This is a genomic window from Halorubrum sp. B52, assembly GCF_059752555.1.
In genome coordinates this window covers 488933-505120 of the sequence record NZ_MWTG01000018.1, presented here as the reverse complement: position 1 = coordinate 505120, position 16188 = coordinate 488933, and the positions used below count along the sequence as shown (strand labels likewise).

Annotated in this window: 20 protein-coding genes and 6 pseudogenes; 6 read left to right on the top strand and 20 right to left on the bottom strand. The window is 56.9% G+C overall.

Annotated elements, in window-relative coordinates; all coding sequences use genetic code 11:
• The first annotated feature begins 2 nt into the window (after nt 1–2).
• The 3 genes and pseudogenes from B4V04_RS19535 to B4V04_RS19525 all read left to right on the top strand — a co-directional run.
• Entirely contained in the window at nt 3–683 is a 681-nt protein-coding gene (locus tag B4V04_RS19535) for a hypothetical protein (protein ID WP_498233318.1), read from the top strand.
• Nucleotides 684–720: 37 nt separating this feature from the next.
• Nucleotides 721–849, top strand: a complete 129-nt coding sequence (locus tag B4V04_RS19530; RefSeq protein ID WP_254921599.1) for a hypothetical protein — start codon at nt 721–723, stop codon at nt 847–849.
• 46 nt (nt 850–895) lie between these two features.
• Nucleotides 896–1123, top strand: a pseudogene (locus tag B4V04_RS19525) (restriction endonuclease); the annotation flags it as partial.
• 48 nt (nt 1124–1171) lie between these two features.
• Here B4V04_RS19525 and B4V04_RS19520 read toward each other — a convergent pair.
• The 4 genes from B4V04_RS19520 to B4V04_RS19505 form a co-directional block, all read right to left on the bottom strand.
• Entirely contained in the window at nt 1172–2263 is a 1092-nt protein-coding gene (locus tag B4V04_RS19520; RefSeq protein ID WP_498233316.1) for a hypothetical protein, read from the bottom strand.
• Entirely contained in the window at nt 2263–3384 is a 1122-nt protein-coding gene (locus B4V04_RS19515; protein ID WP_498233314.1) for a hypothetical protein, read from the bottom strand. Before B4V04_RS19515 ends, B4V04_RS19520 begins: the two co-directional genes overlap by 1 nt.
• A gap of 285 nt (nt 3385–3669) precedes the next feature.
• Nucleotides 3670–3819, bottom strand: coding sequence for a hypothetical protein (locus B4V04_RS19510; protein WP_498233313.1), 150 nt, complete (start codon nt 3817–3819; stop codon nt 3670–3672).
• Between the two features lie 247 nt (nt 3820–4066).
• Nucleotides 4067–4381, bottom strand: a complete 315-nt coding sequence (locus B4V04_RS19505) for a hypothetical protein (protein WP_498233312.1) — start codon at nt 4379–4381, stop codon at nt 4067–4069.
• A gap of 458 nt (nt 4382–4839) precedes the next feature.
• Here B4V04_RS19505 and B4V04_RS19500 point away from each other — a divergent pair, with 458 nt between their 5' ends.
• Both B4V04_RS19500 and B4V04_RS19495 read left to right on the top strand, forming a co-directional pair.
• The gene (locus B4V04_RS19500; protein ID WP_498233311.1) at nt 4840–5121 is read left to right on the top strand and encodes a helix-turn-helix transcriptional regulator; all 282 of its coding nucleotides are present in this window, start codon (nt 4840–4842) and stop codon (nt 5119–5121) included.
• A 105-nt stretch (nt 5122–5226) separates the two neighbouring features.
• Nucleotides 5227–5442: pseudogene (locus tag B4V04_RS19495) on the top strand (AAA family ATPase); the annotation flags it as partial.
• A gap of 48 nt (nt 5443–5490) precedes the next feature.
• On the opposite strand, the pseudogene B4V04_RS19490 reads toward B4V04_RS19495, so the two are convergent.
• The 8 genes and pseudogenes from B4V04_RS19490 to B4V04_RS19455 form a co-directional block, all read right to left on the bottom strand.
• Nucleotides 5491–5601 (bottom strand): annotated as a pseudogene (locus tag B4V04_RS19490) (DUF8158 family protein); the annotation flags it as partial.
• A 225-nt stretch (nt 5602–5826) separates the two neighbouring features.
• Nucleotides 5827–6048: a DUF8129 domain-containing protein gene (locus B4V04_RS19485; protein ID WP_058984724.1), complete on the bottom strand. Its 222-nt coding sequence runs from the start codon at nt 6046–6048 to the stop codon at nt 5827–5829.
• A gap of 66 nt (nt 6049–6114) precedes the next feature.
• Entirely contained in the window at nt 6115–7275 is a 1161-nt protein-coding gene (locus B4V04_RS19480) for a hypothetical protein (protein ID WP_498233310.1), read from the bottom strand.
• Nucleotides 7276–7472: 197 nt separating this feature from the next.
• The gene (locus tag B4V04_RS19475) at nt 7473–7862 is read right to left on the bottom strand and encodes a DUF7522 family protein (protein ID WP_498233309.1); all 390 of its coding nucleotides are present in this window, start codon (nt 7860–7862) and stop codon (nt 7473–7475) included.
• A 57-nt stretch (nt 7863–7919) separates the two neighbouring features.
• Nucleotides 7920–8456: a hypothetical protein gene (locus tag B4V04_RS19470; protein WP_498233307.1), complete on the bottom strand. Its 537-nt coding sequence runs from the start codon at nt 8454–8456 to the stop codon at nt 7920–7922.
• A gap of 110 nt (nt 8457–8566) precedes the next feature.
• The gene (locus B4V04_RS19465) at nt 8567–8998 is read right to left on the bottom strand and encodes a hypothetical protein (RefSeq protein ID WP_498233306.1); all 432 of its coding nucleotides are present in this window, start codon (nt 8996–8998) and stop codon (nt 8567–8569) included.
• 116 nt (nt 8999–9114) lie between these two features.
• Entirely contained in the window at nt 9115–9246 is a 132-nt protein-coding gene (locus B4V04_RS19460; RefSeq protein ID WP_008458061.1) for a hypothetical protein, read from the bottom strand.
• Nucleotides 9246–9914 (bottom strand): DUF6166 domain-containing protein, encoded by a 669-nt coding sequence (locus B4V04_RS19455; protein WP_498233304.1) that lies wholly within the window; start codon nt 9912–9914, stop codon nt 9246–9248. Before B4V04_RS19455 ends, B4V04_RS19460 begins: the two co-directional genes overlap by 1 nt.
• A 135-nt stretch (nt 9915–10049) precedes the next feature.
• Between B4V04_RS19455 and B4V04_RS19450 the strand changes: the two are divergent.
• A pseudogene (locus tag B4V04_RS19450) lies at nt 10050–10820 on the top strand (restriction endonuclease); the annotation flags it as partial.
• Here B4V04_RS19450 and B4V04_RS19445 read toward each other — a convergent pair.
• The 8 genes and pseudogenes from B4V04_RS19445 to B4V04_RS19410 all read right to left on the bottom strand — a co-directional run.
• Nucleotides 10791–11171 (bottom strand): annotated as a pseudogene (locus tag B4V04_RS19445) (DUF7567 family protein); the annotation flags it as partial. The pseudogenes B4V04_RS19450 and B4V04_RS19445 sit on opposite strands and share 30 nt — an antisense overlap.
• A gap of 69 nt (nt 11172–11240) precedes the next feature.
• On the bottom strand, nt 11241–11606 hold the full coding sequence (locus tag B4V04_RS19440) for a DUF7568 family protein (RefSeq protein ID WP_498233303.1): 366 nt from the start codon (nt 11604–11606) through the stop codon (nt 11241–11243).
• A gap of 6 nt (nt 11607–11612) precedes the next feature.
• On the bottom strand, nt 11613–12113 hold the full coding sequence (locus B4V04_RS19435) for a DUF7995 family protein (RefSeq protein WP_498233302.1): 501 nt from the start codon (nt 12111–12113) through the stop codon (nt 11613–11615).
• Nucleotides 12114–12221: 108 nt separating this feature from the next.
• Nucleotides 12222–12632, bottom strand: coding sequence for a DUF8025 family protein (locus B4V04_RS19430; protein WP_498233301.1), 411 nt, complete (start codon nt 12630–12632; stop codon nt 12222–12224).
• A gap of 95 nt (nt 12633–12727) precedes the next feature.
• Nucleotides 12728–13945 carry a hypothetical protein gene (locus tag B4V04_RS19425; protein WP_498233300.1) on the bottom strand — a complete coding sequence of 406 codons (1218 nt, stop codon included), beginning with the start codon at nt 13943–13945 and terminating at the stop codon, nt 12728–12730.
• A 137-nt stretch (nt 13946–14082) separates the two neighbouring features.
• The gene (locus B4V04_RS19420) at nt 14083–14745 is read right to left on the bottom strand and encodes a DUF6735 family protein (RefSeq protein ID WP_498233299.1); all 663 of its coding nucleotides are present in this window, start codon (nt 14743–14745) and stop codon (nt 14083–14085) included.
• Between the two features lie 68 nt (nt 14746–14813).
• Nucleotides 14814–15131, bottom strand: a pseudogene (locus B4V04_RS19415) (hypothetical protein); the annotation flags it as partial.
• Between the two features lie 64 nt (nt 15132–15195).
• Nucleotides 15196–16077 (bottom strand): biosurfactant protein 1, encoded by an 882-nt coding sequence (locus B4V04_RS19410; RefSeq protein WP_498233385.1) that lies wholly within the window; start codon nt 16075–16077, stop codon nt 15196–15198.
• Between the last annotated feature and the right edge of the window lie 111 nt (nt 16078–16188).

The following is a 16188-nucleotide window of genomic DNA, read 5'->3' as shown; positions in this document are numbered from 1 at the left end:
CGATGGCGAGCCGCGATCCGGATGAGTTACGCGAGGAACTCAAAGATGTGGACTTCGACGGCGACCCAAGGCAGCTCTCCGAGTTGCGCTCGGAGGCTCGCGAAACTGTCGATGCACAGCGTGAAACGCTCAACGACATCGATACGAAGGCGAGTAAGATACTCCGGCTAAACGTCGCGCTGATTGGAATTCTCATCTCTGTGCTGTCCATCGCGATACAGGTCGGTCCCGGCTCCGAGACGGGGGTTGAAAACATCGAGCCGTTCGTAAACGTTTATACGGAGATCGGACTCGGTTCGTTGGTCCTTTCGACAGCCTTTGCGGCGATGACGTACACCGCGTCGGAACTCGATGTCGGTGTGAGTTCCGAGAATCTCACGGGACTGCTCAAGGCCGGATTCACACAGGAAGAGACCGAAGAGTTGCTCGTGCAGAACTACATCATGCGAATCAATTTCAACCGAAGTACGAACCTCCGGAATATCCCGATGATTCAGTTGACGATCGTTCTGATCGTCTCGGCGATTGTCTCGTTCGTGCTGGGACTCTATCACGGTATCTCGGGATCCGTTCCGATCTGGCTCAGGCTTTCATCGATCGTACTGCTCGGCGGAGTCGTCTGGGTGTCCGGACTGGTCACGCAAGTCCGTCGAGCGATCGACGATCTTCTAGAGTGGCGTTGACCCAACAGTTATACACATGACTGTATAAACTGGACGTATGAGCACAGAAAGTGAGGAACAATCTGACCGTGAGGAGGCGCGTGAGAGCCTCCTCAGTGGCGGCGAGCGGGTCTCGAAAGGTCGCCAGCGAGACAACGACGACGCTGAGGACACCGACGACAACTGAACGGCCTGGCTGTAGGTGTATGCCGTGAATTCAATTTTGAATATTTGAGACGGCAACGAAGAGGAACTTGCTCGTTGATCGGCTGAAGACGATTGAATTGCCGGTTGTCGACGACGTGGCCGACGATCTGGAGAACTACCTGGAGACGAACGAGCGTGTCGAGGAGTTCAACGCGAAGATTGAGCAGACGGACCAGCTTATCGACGAGATCGTCTACGAACTGTACGGACTGACCGAAGAGGAGATCGAGATCGTCGAGGAGGTGATTAATTAGCGAGCATCTCTGATTTTGAGAGATAGATTTTGAACCACTATTGGGGGTCTAGTTAGCGAACTCATCAATAGATGCTTGACCCTCCCTGACTTGACGCTCATCAGAATATTCACAGTACCTATCAATAAATATCGTCGCAAGTTCTTTTATTTGATCAAGATCTTGGGCGCTTTCTTGATGGTTGTCACTTCCGACCGACCGAACAATTCCTCGAAATTTGATTTCATAACCTGAGTCCGTATCACGCGCGAGGTTAGCAACATCAAGGAATTCTAGCGACTCACGGATCCAGTTTTCTCTGACAGTACCATTCATGAGGTACTGATCGAACTCTCGCGTTACCTCCGAGACTGACGTTTGTATTGGAACTGTCTTTTGTGCTGTTCCTTCTCGCCATTCACGAAATTCACTATCAGATAGGTAGTTGGGGAAGATCTTGTGCCACAGAATCGTAGCCAAATATACCGCAGGTGGCTCATCATTACATATTGGTTTTTTCACCTTAGTTGGAGTGAAGTGATGAGGGTAGCTCTTCATCGTTTGATACTGACCTTCTTCGCCCATAGTATGTTCAAGAGTCTCCTCCTCGCTCACACTGGTGACACTATCTCGAAATTCATCGGGTGCTACTGGAACACGCTGAAACTCATACCGAGACAAATCAGCGGTGGTGTTATACTGATATCGAAGAACAACCAAGTTGTTCTCAAACGTGATTTCTCCTTCATTGCGGAGTTCTTGTATCCGTGTTCCTATCTGTGGCGCATCACTTCCAGAAAGAAGTAGAAGAATATCACAACATCCTGGCACTCGTTCACTCCCTGAGGTTGTTTGAAGTGGTAGGTCGTTATCATACTTTGCTAGTTGTCGTAGTGTATTTTTGAATGCCCGATCGTCATCAGGGAACGTCCGTTTTATTTCACCGATGATTCCGTACGAACTACTAAAGTATATACTAAAATCTGGGGTGAGATCGTCTCCTTCAGGCTGTGATATACTTGGAAAACGATCAAAATAGTAGTCCTCAAAATACTCTGAATAGCTGTGTTTTGCAAATGATTGCCAGCAAGAAACAATGTCTACTGCCTGATCATAGACTTGGAATACACGTCGGTGTTTTCGCTGGCAGTTCCCTTCCATTATGCGAAAAAGTCAGAAAATTCGTAACCGGCTTGTCCAGTTGATGATATTGAGCCCTCATTTAGCTCGCGAGATAATTTGTCCGAAATTCTCATCAAAGAGTTAGGAGAGCCGTTGTAACTGGGAACGAGCGAAATACGGCTCGGTTCTGTGATGAAGACATCACAAGAGGATCCATCAATAAAATCAAGGACTGATACGTGCGCGTACGGATTATTATGATAGACAGTCACACTAGAATTGGTAAGATCCTCTAGTGCTTGGATTAGCCTCTGATTATCGTCAACACTTTGGAAAACGGGATCGTCAAATTCCAGCTCAATAGGTTGAACCTCACCGGTCTGATCGGATCGTTGCTTGTCTTTGACGACATTAGCAATATTTTGTCCTTCCTCAGTGTATAGTGGGATCACCGTATCGAAAAATGAATTTACACTTCCTCCGAGAAGTTTGAGTTGACCATCACGGCTCATAAAACCGGATAAAAGAAGCCGATCATCACTCCTTACATCAAATTTGATTTTGTCAACGTACCGATCATCGTCATCAGCTAAGTCAAAACTCTCCCGAAATGGGCGAGTCTCGTACGAAATATTTCCTTCCTCGGTGTGGGAGTAAGCGATTGCCTTCTGTGCGTATATCTGAAAGTCTGACGAAATTGAGTCTTCTAACTGCTCAAGTGTATTTCGCAGTCCTTTCGAGTTAACAAAGAAGTTGTAAATTTCCGGCTCAGAACGCTTGATTAGCCAAATGAGTCCTCGTTTATAGAAATCTGGTCCATTCCCGGTTACCGCTACCCAGATATCTGTTTCTCCGCTTTGGAAGAGTCCAAGTTCTCCGGTGACAGTTCGTTGTCCACCTTCTATATCGGCTCGTCGGATAACCCTCTCTAGCTTAACATGGTAGTGATCTTGATACGACTCAATAATTAGATCAGTATCCTGTAACTGACCGTTCAATCGCTCAAGGGTATCTAGTGGGTCGTCGTATGAAACGACAGATTTGAACCGAACCTTTCCTCGGCTATCCTCGTTAATACAGGAATCGACGGCTGTTCGCAGAGTATCTAGTGTAATATCTCCGAACGACACCAAAGTGTTGTCAACGCCGATTCCATACATCAGTCTACCTTAGCAATTATCATTTGGTCAGACACATATATCTATTCATTCTCCGAGATAGATGCTGAAATTTTCCCAAACCCCGTATTCAGTGTGGTGTTTAGATCCTGCCCACCAGTCGGGCCTCGTCGCATGTGGCGGCCATGGACTCGGAAGCGGCGCATCCAACCCCGGATCGACTTCTTCAGCCAGATACTACCGCCCCCATGTCGTGATCGACCAGTAGGTCTCGTACCGACCGAATCCGAGATTACGGTCCCCCTCGCTCAACGAGCCTGGCGTCGATCAACACCTTACAGCGCTCGGTAACTCGGCCGGGCTCACGGTGCTGGTGAGGTCGAAGCCGATCTCCCAAGCGTCGGCGTCGCCTCCCCTAGCGAGCTGTTCGAGGATCCGCTTGTCAAGCTGGGTCATCCACGGCACGAAGGACCGCATTCAGCTCGCGCCTCCGTTGGACTCCCCGTGAACATCGCCAGAATCGGATGCGTTGACCCCGCTAGCGTCGTCGTCAATGTAGTGCCAGTTTTCAGTGCCGAGTCGACCTTCAAGGTACGCCTCACCATCATCTGTGATCGTATAGACACCGTTTCCGAGATGACGAACCCTCGGCTCGCAATGAAATCATTGAGCTTGCGATGGCTGATACCGACCGATCAACCGACTCGACGTATCACCAGCAGCGTCAGGAATCGTTGATCGAGACGGGCGAGTCAGTCGGCACCGGCCGCAGCGCGATCAAGGTTGGTTTGGTGCGCTCCCGAAGGGCCCGGTCGCGCTCCATCGCGAACTCGATCCCACGCCACGAGCGATCACCCTGGTGCCGGATGGGCCGGCGTGGGCAGAACTGACCGACCGCCGAACCGACGTCCGGGCACTCGTGGCGATCGCCATCCTCGCGAACAGGTTTAACGTGCATCTCGTTGCGATCCCGCGGCTTCAGCGCGCACTCACGCGCTGGTACCCACGGTGGACTGAGACCCATCTCGATCTTACTCATAGCCGGGATCGGCCCACCACCGCGGACACCGCAGTTCCGATGAATGAGTGGATCCCACCGACACCAACCAGTCAACGTGGAACGTCCTCGATGAACTCGCATCGGCACCCAGAAAGCGCCGGGTAGACGACAGCGATACTAGTGGAAGACCGCAAAATTCTAGAACGTGTGACTGCCACGTCACCAGCGGCGACAGTCGCTACCACTGCAGGCACCGGTGATGCGTTTGTTGGGGGCACCTTGCGGAACGATACGACGGCGTCGCCGATCTTCCCAGGTTAGTGAGAATCGGTAATATGGCGGGCGCAGCAGCTGTTGGCACCATCGGTCCATACGACACAAATAGTGTAACGACGATGACTCAATTGTTCTGAAAAAGAAGCTGTAGCGGGCCCATTGGGCCACAGTTAAGATACGTTTCCAGTATTATTATATCGATTCGATAGATAACAAATTCCATGTACGACTTAACAGGTTTTCAGCGAGATCTGCTGTATGTGGTAGCCGGCCTAGATGAGCCCCACGGCCTCGCAGTTAAAGAAGAGCTCGAGGACTACTACGAACAAGAGATCCACCACGGGCGGCTGTATCCGAATCTCGATACCCTCGTGGAGAAGGGCTTAGTCGAGAAAAGCCAGAAAGACCGCCGAACGAACGCGTACGAATTGACTCGCCGAGGGGGCCGTGAAATTGTAGCGCGAACTGAATGGGAAGCGGACTACATCGACCATGAGGCGTAGGAACTCACCACAGGTTCCGGAAAGTCGTAGGATGTAGCCGTAATCAGTGTTTCCGGAAACGACCCGAGTACAGTTTTGTATGCTGAGCCAGAAGTCGCCAGTACGATGATCCGTGATGCTCGCGTCCTCCGCGCCGGATTCGTCCCTTGAGAAGTCGAACATCGCAACGCCGAAGTCAATCACCTCTCCAGTGTCCTCGAAACAATCACGAACGGGGAACCCGCCGACACCGCCATCGTTACTGGACCCAGCGGCGCCGGCAAGACCTGCATCTCGAAGTTCGTCACCGAACGACTCCGGGAAGAGGTCCTCGACGTCGAGATCCGCCGTCGCAGTTCGAAACGGATAGGCGTCGACGAGCACGCGCTGGATAACGGTGCGGACGGTCTCCGAGCCATATTTGTCGACGACAGTCGCCATCGCGTCGTCCAAGTGGGCGTCTTGGTGGTCCTCTCGTGAGTTCTCCGCCCGCTCGAGGATGAGTTCGACGACATCATCGACCGGTGGATCGCAGGGTTCTCGGTGCGCTCACGAACGTCATAGAGGGCTCAGAGTCGGTCATCATACTTACTCCGTCGCGTTCTCGTTCGTGTCTTCCGCCGCTGCTGGCTGCCCCGCACCCTCTCAGGGGCCCGAAAAACGGAGGCACAGCCTGTTAACCAACAATAGGGAAATAACGCGGAGTGTGTTGGTTAAGAACAGAGCTTACTCTTCGTCCTCACGTAGCTCTTCAGCCTTCCACTTGAGCCGGCGCAGGATCTGCGTCCGATTCTGGTGGGCGTTCTCGTAGGCAACACACTCTTGGAGGGTTTCCATATCCGGGATCGTCGCGATACCGGCCTTGATCAATCGGTAATTCGGTGCTTCAAGACGCTTCTCAGGTGGGAATTCGTCGTCACTCCCGTCGCTAATCGTGGACTGTTCCATCTCGGTAGCCCTCCACCCATCCAGGGCGAGAAAAACAGAACAGACGACTACATCACCGACGCGGCGTCAGGCCATCGCCTCTTGGAACCGCTCACGCAACGCGTCCTCACGTTCTTCGAACTGCTCGACTTTCTCCTGCAGGTCGTCGCTGACGCGCTCGATGCTCGCCAGCGCTCGTTCGCCGGCCAGCGAGGCTTGCGACCCGTCGTCACCGTCCGCCTCTAGCTGCTGCTCGTACGCCTGCTCAACGCGCTCGATCGTGCCTTCCGGGTTGAACAGGATGTCGTTGGCAATGCGGACGTACTGATCGAGGGATGCCCCCTCTTTCCCTTGGAAGAAGTGGGTGAGGGCGTACGTCGCGCCGGAATGCAGCGTCCACATATCGATCTCGAAGGGGGACGCCGCATTGGCTTCTACATCGCCGGCGGCACGCTCGGCCAGGTAGTCCGGGAAGCCCAGCAGAGTGTAGAACTCTGTGACGGTGAACGGAAGCTCAGAGAAATTGAGGTCGATATCCTGAGCGTCCCGGATGAACTCGAAGAGATCATCAGCGACAAGTTCGACCTGTGCGAGGAGTTCCTCCCACCAGGTGCGGAAGTTTCGCACGTCGCCGACGTGCTTGATAACCTCCTTGTCGGTGAGCGAGCGCATCGTGTTCGAGCAGTAGCCATCCTGAGCGAACCCCTCCACGTAGACAGCGTGCTCGCCGAAGAAGTCGTAGCCCGACGTGACGCCCATCGTAATCGGGTCCGACCGACCGGGAAGGCGCACCTCGAGGCCGTCGAACATGATGTCCATATGGACTTCGCCGCCGCCCCGGTAGCGCCGAATCTCGCCGAACATCACCTCGCCCAGCGGGGTCCCGTCGATGGTCTCCTCGCGGAGGACCTCCTCCAGCGGCCCGTAGACGTCGACCGGGTTGATGATCGAGTAGCTGTCAGTGGGAACGTGGAACAACGGGTCCGTCTCCGCGTCCTCATCTAGGGCCTGCTCCCGAGCCCGACTCGGCTCGACGAGCGCGTTGAACCGCTCCGTCTCGACCCACTCGTCGGTGTACGGATTCTGGTACGCCACGGTCGTCTCGACGGCCTGCGGAAGATCACGAACCGCCTCGGCGAAGGTCACAGGGTCTGCATCCCCGTGTCGCTCTCGGTACCACTCTGGTAGTTCGGTGTCGGTACGTCCATCGACGCCAGCGAAGATGGTTCTGGACTCTGGATCTTTCATTTCGGTCACCTCACTTCAGGAATCCTCGTCGTCGTGCGACTGAATCGTCGCGCGCCCTGCGCCCCTCTCCCGGGCGCAACAACAACACCACTTAACCAACACTCACTCTGGCTCCTCGGAATTCGTTGGTTAATCAACCGTCGCCGATAGACGTGAAGAACCTCTCAAAATGTGGCTGGATGGCCTAGTATCGGCGACTACTCTCGCTCTTCGAGGACGATCTGCCTTGCCTCAGCTACAAGCCCGTGAGCATCACCCATGGCTTCAGCATCAAGAGCGACTGCGGCCCCAATCCCATCGTTGAGAACGAAATTCATCTCAATAACATTCTCGAAGCACTGTACAAGGCACGTGAGCTGTCCGTGGCCTTCTGAGAACGTGTTCTCATATATTGGGGCAGCTAACGATTCCATCCGGGACTCATCGATTGCCGATTCAAGCTCGTCCGGCGTATATTGCTCGGCAACATCATCCCTGATGTGGATAATCTCGTAGGAACTCTCCTCATATTTCACGATGCTACGGAGCTTCCCGTCCGTTCGTTGCTCGAAGTAGTCCTCGAGTCGGGTGGCCATCCTTGTCGCCATATTATAACAAACAAATTCATACAATATAGAGATTGGTCATTAAATAACAATCATCTGTTATTTTCTTCGCACACGGCGAATCTGCTTGGGATTTGGAATCCAGAAGTGTTCTTTCCAACAATGAACAGCGTGGATCTGAGGTTCGTCAAACAGCTCACCACAGGAACCACACTCGTAGACATCGTCGGGCCAGGGCTCACTGACATACATCGCTGTCACAGTCGTTGCGACCGGGTCGGGAGCCTCACTCCGCTGAACGTACCTGTAGCCGAGAATCGTCCGTTGACGGATCGCTGTTCGAGCGATCTCGGCGGGCTTGCCCTCGGGGAGATACACCCAGCGAACGAAGTCGTCGACTGACTCCTTGGCCGAGGGCTGGAGGATGAACCACCGCTCGTGGGCGTCCCGGAACAGGTAGCGTTCAGTTCCTCTGTTTTGGAGATACACCGGATCACCCTGGCCGGGAATGAGTCGTAGCCCGAGGTCCGGCGATATCGGGTCCAGCAGGCGCTTGACCACTGATAGATCGCGCTCCGGCTGGTTGTCCGAATCAGCCTCCGCTCCGAATTCATCGAGACTGGCATTCGTGGTCACAGGGACCACCTCCCGAGAGAGGCCTGTTCCCGGTCGGACTCAGCTGGGACTTCGCAGAGAAACCGCCACTTCGGCTGCTCTCGGATCTGCTTATCGGGGCGATTTCCCGCTTAGCCGGGGTCCGTTTTACCGGCACAGTGCCAGCCCTTGTCTCTGAGCGCTTTGATCATCGAGCCGTCGAAGTCGGCCCGCACGAACGTCAGCAGGAGCCGAACGCCTCGTCGCTGGCCGTGCCGACGCACGAATCGTTCCATCGACCGGGCGAGGGCGGCAGAGGCGAGATTGGGGAAATCGACGCCGATGCAAATCCGTGCTGCCTCGACGATTTCGTCACCCTCGAATCGCGTCCCGTCGTACTCCAGCGAGCAAATCAGCGGATAGCGCCACGTAATCGCACCTAGTAGCTGGTCCTGGTAACAGAGTCCGTGATGGACGAGATTCGTCCGGGGGATATCGTCCATATAGGAGTGATGCGCTTCGTAGATCGCGCCGGCGACATGGCGCGGGATCGATTCGATATGGACGCGATCTGCGAACCGCAAACCGAGCGGCGCCGTGACCGGCTGCCGCTCCCGATGGATGGGACACGAGCACCCCTCGGGGGTAGGCGTATATTGGAAGCCGGTACTCCGTGTTTGGTCTAGAGAGTGAGTTTCGGTCACGAGTCGGTGTCGTCGGTGCGCTCCTGTCGGTCGTTGTATCGCTCCAGTTCACGCCCGATTTTCTCGAGCGCCTCGACACCACGTTCGAGGAGCTGATGGGTGGCTCGCGCCAGTCGAAGCGTCTCCATCAGTGCTCCCCCTCCGGGGGTTCGATGAGGTCGTTGCTCTCTTCGGCGAGTTCTTGGATTACCCGTTCCACGTCAGCCTCCTCGACAACTGTCCGATGTGCGAGCGGGGCAGGATATGCCCGGTCACCCTGGCTGCAGAGCACGACCAGCCACTCGTCGCTTCCATCCCCGAGCACGATGTAGTGGTCGCGATCAGCGCGCTGGAACACTCTTCGATCAGGGCGAGAGACGGTTCGCCAGTTCTCGGGGAGCGTCGGTGACGGCCGTCCACCGTCGGCGAGGGCGACGACGTCGTCGGTAAGGGTCGCCATCGCGGCGTCGATCTCCTCGCCAGTGAGGTGCCAGCACGCCGCGGCACCGTCGCACTCCAGCTGTGAGACCACCTGATTCCGGAACGCGATGTAGTGCTCACGGGCGAACTGTTCATCGTCGTAGTAGTCGAGGAGGAGCGCGCACGCGAGCTGGGCGGGCCCGCTACCACTGTACCCCCACTCGAACCCGCTCGGACTGTGGTTGACGAGGTCCAGACTGCGCTCGAGGGAGAGTCGCCGATGCTCCGAGAGGTTCAGGACGACGGCTTGGCCGTCGACGCGGAAGCCGACGTATTCGACTGTGTCTTGGTGAGACTGAGCGGCCGATGCGACTGAAACGGATTCCGAACTGGCCATAGGTACATTCCCCTTCATCATTGGTCGCGGGCGGTTCGGTGACCCCCGCACCCCTCTCGGGGGTTCAACAAACAGGACGGCGCTGCGTTCGGCAACGTATTTGGCAGTTGCAACGTACTGTCCACATAATTGAGGATGGCTGTACTGGACGATCTCTCGGGGTTCGAGTTCGAGGACGTGATGGAGGACGTGTTCCGGAACCTCGGCTACGAGAACGTCCGCCAGGCCGACCGCACGGCCGACGAGGGTCGCGACGTCATCATGGAGGAGGTCGTCGACGGCACGCGGCGCGCGATCATCGTCGAGTGCAAGCACACGGGGACGGTCGGGCGGCCGGTCGTCCAGAAGCTCCACTCGGCGATCGCGACCTTCGACTTCGACGGCCCGAAACGCGGGATGGTCGTCACGACCGGCCGGTTCACGGATCCCGCCGAGGAGTACGCCGACCGCCTCCAGCAGAACGATGATCCCTTTCCCATCGAGCTGATCGACGGCGAGGACCTCCGGGAGATTGCCGACGAGATCGGCCTCGACCTCTACAACGGGCGCATCGAGATTCTCTGCGACGAGACGCTCCGGCCGTACGACCCGGCCGCCGACGTCGACGCGGTCGTCGCGGAGGCGTTCTGCGACATCGAGAACATCGAAGCCGCCGACCTCCCAGAACCGCACTCATCGGTGACGTTCCGCCCGGTGGTCGCGGTCACCGCGGACACGAACGCGGTCTTCGAGACGTCTGTGGGCGTCATCCACCGGATCAACGACCGGACCCGATTCGTCGCCCACGCCGAACGCGGGCGGCCGCAGGTCGTCGACGAGGACGTCGGGATGCTGGTCACCGAGAATCTCCACGCGACGGTCGACCTCGACGCCGAGCAGTTCGGAGAGGTGTTCGACGTCGTCGAACTCGCCGCGCTCCACAGGTTCCCAGTCCTCACCCGGCTCTGGACTCCACCAGTCGACCTTGTAGGCGCCCGGTGCGCCGAGGATCTTCACGCGCGCCGACCCATCAGGCAGGTCGCGGCGCAGTTTCTCGTCGACGTGGAGGTTCCAGGTCGTGGTAGAATCGAAGCAGGCGAGCACGGCCTCCTCGTAGCCGCGTGTCTCTCGGGATTCTTGTAGTTCAACCTGGGTGTTGCAGTTCTTGCAGAACACCCCCTCGAAGGGGATGTGAGTGAAGACCTCTTGCCCGCAGACGGGGCACCAGAGGAATTCGAACAGTGCCTCACTGTGTCGGTCAAGTACTTCGAGACTCATTGGTTGACTCACCCGGTCGTACCGGGCCACCACCTCGTGCCCGGCCGAAAAACAGCGCCCACCGCTCACTCACCGTTCGGCGCCGTAGACGATGCGTGAGGGGGCTTCGTACCCACAATCGGGGCAGTCATACCACCGCTGGACTTTCGCCCCGTCTGCCGCCTTCTCTCCGACGCGAACGTCGTCGTTCGGACACTCCGGGCAGTTGAGGTCCGGTGCGGGCCGCTCCCGGAGCTCGTCACGGAACGATGTCGCATCCTTCGTCTCGTATCCCCGCGACCAGACCGGGTAGCCGTCGACGAGAATCACCCCGCGCCACTTGTACCGGTAGGAGTCCGGCGCTCGATGCAGGACAGCCCGAGCGCCAGTCTCGGTGTTTCGATACGCGAGTGTCGGCGTGCGACTTTCTCGTGCCCAGTTAGTGATCCGTGGCATTGTCGGTTAGAAGTGGACGTCTGCGGGGACGATCCAGAGTGTTTGACTGTCCTCCTCTTCTTCGAGGACACGGTCCAGCTGGCCGCGATGCCGAATTCCCTGTGCGTGCTGATCATACAACGGGATCGACGGTCCCTCGTAGGCGCCGATCTGGTGGAATGCGTGGCGAGCGAGGTCCTCGTCGCGCATGATCGCCTCGTCGTTTAGCTCGTTGAGCGCCTCTCTCACGCGGTCGAGATTCCGCTGAAACTCTTCCTTAGTGGCCTTCCAGGCCCGGTCGAGAAGCTCACCGCCCTCCTCTGAATTGATGGGTGCTGCCGTCGGCAGATCTCCCCAACGCGCTTTCCCGGCTACTGTCGTATCCTCTTCGTCGAAGGTGCAGTAGTAATCAAACACGGCTGCGCCGTGGGGATTCGCCCCGACGAGACGGTCGAAGACCGCTTTCCCTTCGACCAGGGCGTCGTGCTGTGTCGGTGCTTCGACTAAGGCGTAGATGATCATATGCATCTTCGTTCACCTCGGAGCGCCGACTCACCGGGCTCTGCTCCGCTCTGTCTGCTCGGTGCGCCGGCACCCATCGCCGGCGCTCGAAAAAACTGCTTCGGGAGATCGCGTTCAGGAGTCGGCCACACGATCGACGGTGATGGTCAGATCACCGGACTCGTAGTCCGCTTCGAAGTCGACGGTATACACATCTGAATCGTAGGCGGCGTGGTAGGCGCGGTGACGCTCGAGGGATCCGGTCGCCTTGAAATGGAAGAACGCGGCCCCTGTGTAGGGCTTGCTCTGGGTCTCGATCTGCGTCTCAACCGATGCCGGAAGCGCGATCTGTGGGGTGTCGGTGTCGATACTCGTCGCGAACTCCTTCGCTTCCTCGACGGTTGCTTGCGAATGTGTCGGTGTCTCGCCGGTGAGCACCGGGGTTTCCGTCTCGTCGGTGAACAGGACGTCTTCGAAGGTGTGTGTCCCGATGATCGCCTCGGGATCTAACTCGCAGTCGTGAAACGGGTCGTCGTCTGAGGTCATCGAATCACGAGCCTACGGCGGGGCTCACACATTCCGACCCCTGAAAAACAGCAGCTGCCACGATTTAGCTTGAACTAGGATGCCGCCCCACTCGATTATTTCAGGTTGAAAACTTTGACAGCCACCCTGACTGGTGTACCTGAGTCGATGTTGAATCGGTACACGTCGTGATCATCGTAACCCGGTAACTCTGTCTCAAATTGCTTGTGACTCTTCGTCGCCTTCTCCGCCTTCCTACGTATCTCGTCGAACCTCGCTCTCCTAGAGAACATCATCAAACACGCATGCGAATCCCGGACCGTTAGATTCCCCAAGAGCTGGTCCATAGCGTCTACGAACTGAGCCTGTCCAGTCCAGAACTTACACTCTGCAACGAACAAATTCCGGTTTTCGTACGGAAGCAGAATATCAGTCTTTCCACTTCGGTTGAAAGACTCGCCCTGTGCAATCCCGGCGTAGTGAGAGTTGATCCCTGCGAGAAAAATATCACGGAGGGACTCCTCATCCAGATCTCGAACCCTTTCGGCAGATCGTTCGATATTCACTCCCAGATCATCGATAATCCCGAGAATCTCCAAATAATGATTGTCTGGAACAATATCCGGAGAACTGCTGTCCTCAAGCTTCGGAAGCTCAATACTCCGCTTCTTCTCAGGGACTACGAACCCCTGACTTCCAGAACCACCTGTATCGACACCGAGATCCCCCATAACCTTTGTCTTGGTTTCAACCTCGCCCCGGCGCCTTTCAATCGCCGAACGAGCTTTGTTTTCAAATTTCTCCCGCATCTGCCTGATGTCGGAATTGAGGTTCTCAACCCACGAGCGGACATCATCCTTCCAGTCCTCGATATCAGAGTGAAGTTCCTCTTTTACCTCTTCAGCATCCCGGTTCTGCGTCCGGAAATCAAAGTATCTCACAACCTCACTCTTTCTGAGCTTGTCGTACAATGGAGGGCTGAAATTGTAGCTGCTAGGCTTGTAACGGAATAGTTTCTTATCCCCGTCAAACTGGAACTTTACCTTCAGCCTCTCGTATTTCCTAGTCGGTGTGCCTCGACCGGGGGTTGGAATCCCAGTTCGGTTTTGAACTTCTTTCTCAACCTGTCCTCCGTCCTTTTTGATAACGTCGTGAAGTTCGATCTGAGAAGGAGTATATTTTGAAGAGAAAATTATCGCTAGTGAGTCCGTGCTGTTCTCATCCAACTCTTCCGAGGTGAGCGATGAAATCTCGTCCTTCATTTCTTCCTGCTTCTCTCTTTTCAGGTCGAGGAAATTGTAATCACAGAATAGAGCACTTCTATTCTTTGCCATTACAGGGAAATTCACTGGCCCAATATATTGGTACTTTCCCCACATGAACTGCTGAACGATTCCGCTGATTAGTCACTTCCCTGTATTCAGCACGGATTCAAAAAACTACCAGTGGCTGAGGGTTCAAACAGAGCCAACTATGAGTGGTTCAGGCTCGCCTTCTCGAAGGATGACTCTCCGGTCAGAATGAGCAGCTCCTGTCGGTCTCCAACTCGCTCGGCCAGCTTCCGTTTCAGGTACTGTCTCGCCGTCGACGGCGTGAAGACGCCCTTGTCGAGCATATCGCCGACGACGTCTTTGAGGGCCGCGAACTGGCCCTGCAGGTGGCCGTCGCCGACCGGCTCGCCGTCGTACCAGCGCACCGTCGCGAGCGCGCCATTCCCGACCGTCTCTCCCTGTTCGACTGTCTCCGAGTCGTACTGGAGCCCGAACCACAGCGTCCGATAGGCGGTTACCTCGAACGTCGTCGACACCACGAAGAACGCCTCGTGGTGGAGGTAGTCGAGATGGTCAGCGACGATCTCGTTGAGGGTGAGCCCGGTGGCACGAGGCTTCGGCTCGACGACCGTCGACGGTCGATCTTCGTCAGCGAGGTAGCCATCGACGGCATCTGCCTCGAGGCCATCGGCCAGTTCCGCCAGCAGCTGTTTCGCCCACTTGGAGTCGGTGTCGTCGCCACCGAACGGGGTTTCGGCCGTGATGCGGTGCTTCAGTTTCAGGCTCGCAGCACCCCAGTGAGAGTAGTGGAGCGTGTACTGTCCATCGGTACGTTCGTACGCAACAAGTGCGCGGTGTCCCATGATTCAATCACCTCACGAGGCGATGCTTGTGCTGTGTCGCCCCGCACCCCTCCTGGGGGAGAACAACGCTACACGTCGATCGGGTCGGGGGAACTGAGGTCCGCGTGGAAGACTTCGCCGTCGCGAACGACGTACCACTTGGCCAGGACTGGGAAGCGGCACTTGGTGAACCCCGCCGTCTGGATATCGAACTCTTCGTTGGCTTCGAGGTGGTCGGCGAGTTCTCGCAGGAATTCGTGGGTCACGATCCCGCCTTCGTAGTCCGGCAGGCCGTTCTCCCGCGCCTCGTACACCTCGAAGTCGTCGTACCCCCAGATGGTGAGCTCTCCGTCTTCGGTCACCTCCCAGTCGAGCGTCCCGAAGCAGTAGCTCTCACAGAGCTCGCGGTCTTAACCAACGAACCTTGACGGTACTCGCAGGGTGTTGGTTAATCGACGCCCAGCACTGGCCCTACTCGAGACTGGGTCCGTAGCGAGCCGAGTCACACACCCGGCACTCCCAGATCGGTTGGCCCGTCCACGCCTCATCCGGGACCGACTCGTGGGTCTTGAACCGATGGTCGGTCGCCCGTCCACAGGTTTGACAGTCGAGTTTCTGCGTCGTCGGTACCGACGACTCCTGCCTATCAACCGCAGCTTCGCCAGTAGATTCGGTCAGCGCCATCACTGGAACCAGCCACACCGCGTCGTCGGCGTCGTCGAGGACCGCGTCGAGACGCGACGCGTCGCGGATGCCGTCCCCACGCTGGTCGTAGAGGCGCGTCGGGGGCTGCTGCTGGTGCGCCGTGGCTCCCTGCCCATGCCACCTAGTCCGGTCACGGGCGGTGCTGAGAAGCCGCTCTCCCTCCGCTGACGACACCTGTACTGCGTCGGGGAGTGAGGGCCATTGTTCGGCCAACTGGCGCGCTGGCGGCTCGTCGAGATCGTAGATAAGCGTATAGTCGTCGACGGCCGGCTCCGCCTCGTTGGCAGCAAGGAGGGTCGCCGCGGCGCCGCCCTTCGCGACGGCGCCGTAGAACGTGGTTGACTCGACGACCAGGTGGACGATGCCGAGGAACGTCGTCGACGCTGTCTCGTTCGTGCGAGTGGTGTCACTCCCGAGATGGTTAGTGAGACAGAACCGGCATTTCGTCTGGCTGTCTGGGACTGACGCTCCACAGGACCGGCACTCGCCGTCGGTGGCCGTCGGCGCATCAGGGTAGCCACCAGACCTCGTCGCAACGTGTTGCCGCCGGGGGGCACCCTCACAGCCGTCGTCCAGCCTCATGTCCGGAATGTGGGACGCCTCGCCGGTCGGCCGCAGTTCTGCAAAGTCAGTATATCGGTTGTGCATCGGTTGGCTCATAGTTTCCGTCGGTTTCGTATTTCAACGTCCGGACCCCCTCGTTCGCATCGCACTCTTGATTATACGAGACAGTACAAACATATATGTGAGTGCCGCGCC

What these genes read in the sequence shown, in the direction of transcription:
- B4V04_RS19505 (WP_498233312.1), bottom strand. Translation starts at nt 4,381, where the DNA reads ATGAGTAAGATCGAGATGGGTCTCAGTCCACCGTGGGTACCAGCGCGT.
- B4V04_RS19485 (WP_058984724.1), bottom strand. Translation starts at nt 6,048, where the DNA reads ATGGAACAGTCCACGATTAGCGACGGGAGTGACGACGAATTCCCACCT.
- B4V04_RS19520 (WP_498233316.1), bottom strand. Translation starts at nt 2,263, where the DNA reads ATGGAAGGGAACTGCCAGCGAAAACACCGACGTGTATTCCAAGTCTAT.
- B4V04_RS19535 (WP_498233318.1), top strand. Translation starts at nt 3, where the DNA reads ATGGCGAGCCGCGATCCGGATGAGTTACGCGAGGAACTCAAAGATGTG.
- B4V04_RS19440 (WP_498233303.1), bottom strand. Translation starts at nt 11,606, where the DNA reads ATGCCACGGATCACTAACTGGGCACGAGAAAGTCGCACGCCGACACTC.
- B4V04_RS19500 (WP_498233311.1), top strand. Translation starts at nt 4,840, where the DNA reads ATGTACGACTTAACAGGTTTTCAGCGAGATCTGCTGTATGTGGTAGCC.
- B4V04_RS19455 (WP_498233304.1), bottom strand. Translation starts at nt 9,914, where the DNA reads ATGGCCAGTTCGGAATCCGTTTCAGTCGCATCGGCCGCTCAGTCTCAC.
- B4V04_RS19515 (WP_498233314.1), bottom strand. Translation starts at nt 3,384, where the DNA reads ATGTATGGAATCGGCGTTGACAACACTTTGGTGTCGTTCGGAGATATT.
- B4V04_RS19460 (WP_008458061.1), bottom strand. Translation starts at nt 9,246, where the DNA reads ATGGAGACGCTTCGACTGGCGCGAGCCACCCATCAGCTCCTCGAACGT.
- B4V04_RS19410 (WP_498233385.1), bottom strand. Translation starts at nt 16,077, where the DNA reads ATGCACAACCGATATACTGACTTTGCAGAACTGCGGCCGACCGGCGAG.
- B4V04_RS19510 (WP_498233313.1), bottom strand. Translation starts at nt 3,819, where the DNA reads ATGCGGTCCTTCGTGCCGTGGATGACCCAGCTTGACAAGCGGATCCTC.
- B4V04_RS19475 (WP_498233309.1), bottom strand. Translation starts at nt 7,862, where the DNA reads ATGGCGACAAGGATGGCCACCCGACTCGAGGACTACTTCGAGCAACGA.
- B4V04_RS19480 (WP_498233310.1), bottom strand. Translation starts at nt 7,275, where the DNA reads ATGAAAGATCCAGAGTCCAGAACCATCTTCGCTGGCGTCGATGGACGT.
- B4V04_RS19425 (WP_498233300.1), bottom strand. Translation starts at nt 13,945, where the DNA reads ATGGCAAAGAATAGAAGTGCTCTATTCTGTGATTACAATTTCCTCGAC.
- B4V04_RS19435 (WP_498233302.1), bottom strand. Translation starts at nt 12,113, where the DNA reads ATGCATATGATCATCTACGCCTTAGTCGAAGCACCGACACAGCACGAC.
- B4V04_RS19430 (WP_498233301.1), bottom strand. Translation starts at nt 12,632, where the DNA reads ATGACCTCAGACGACGACCCGTTTCACGACTGCGAGTTAGATCCCGAG.
- B4V04_RS19420 (WP_498233299.1), bottom strand. Translation starts at nt 14,745, where the DNA reads ATGGGACACCGCGCACTTGTTGCGTACGAACGTACCGATGGACAGTAC.
- B4V04_RS19530 (WP_254921599.1), top strand. Translation starts at nt 721, where the DNA reads ATGAGCACAGAAAGTGAGGAACAATCTGACCGTGAGGAGGCGCGTGAG.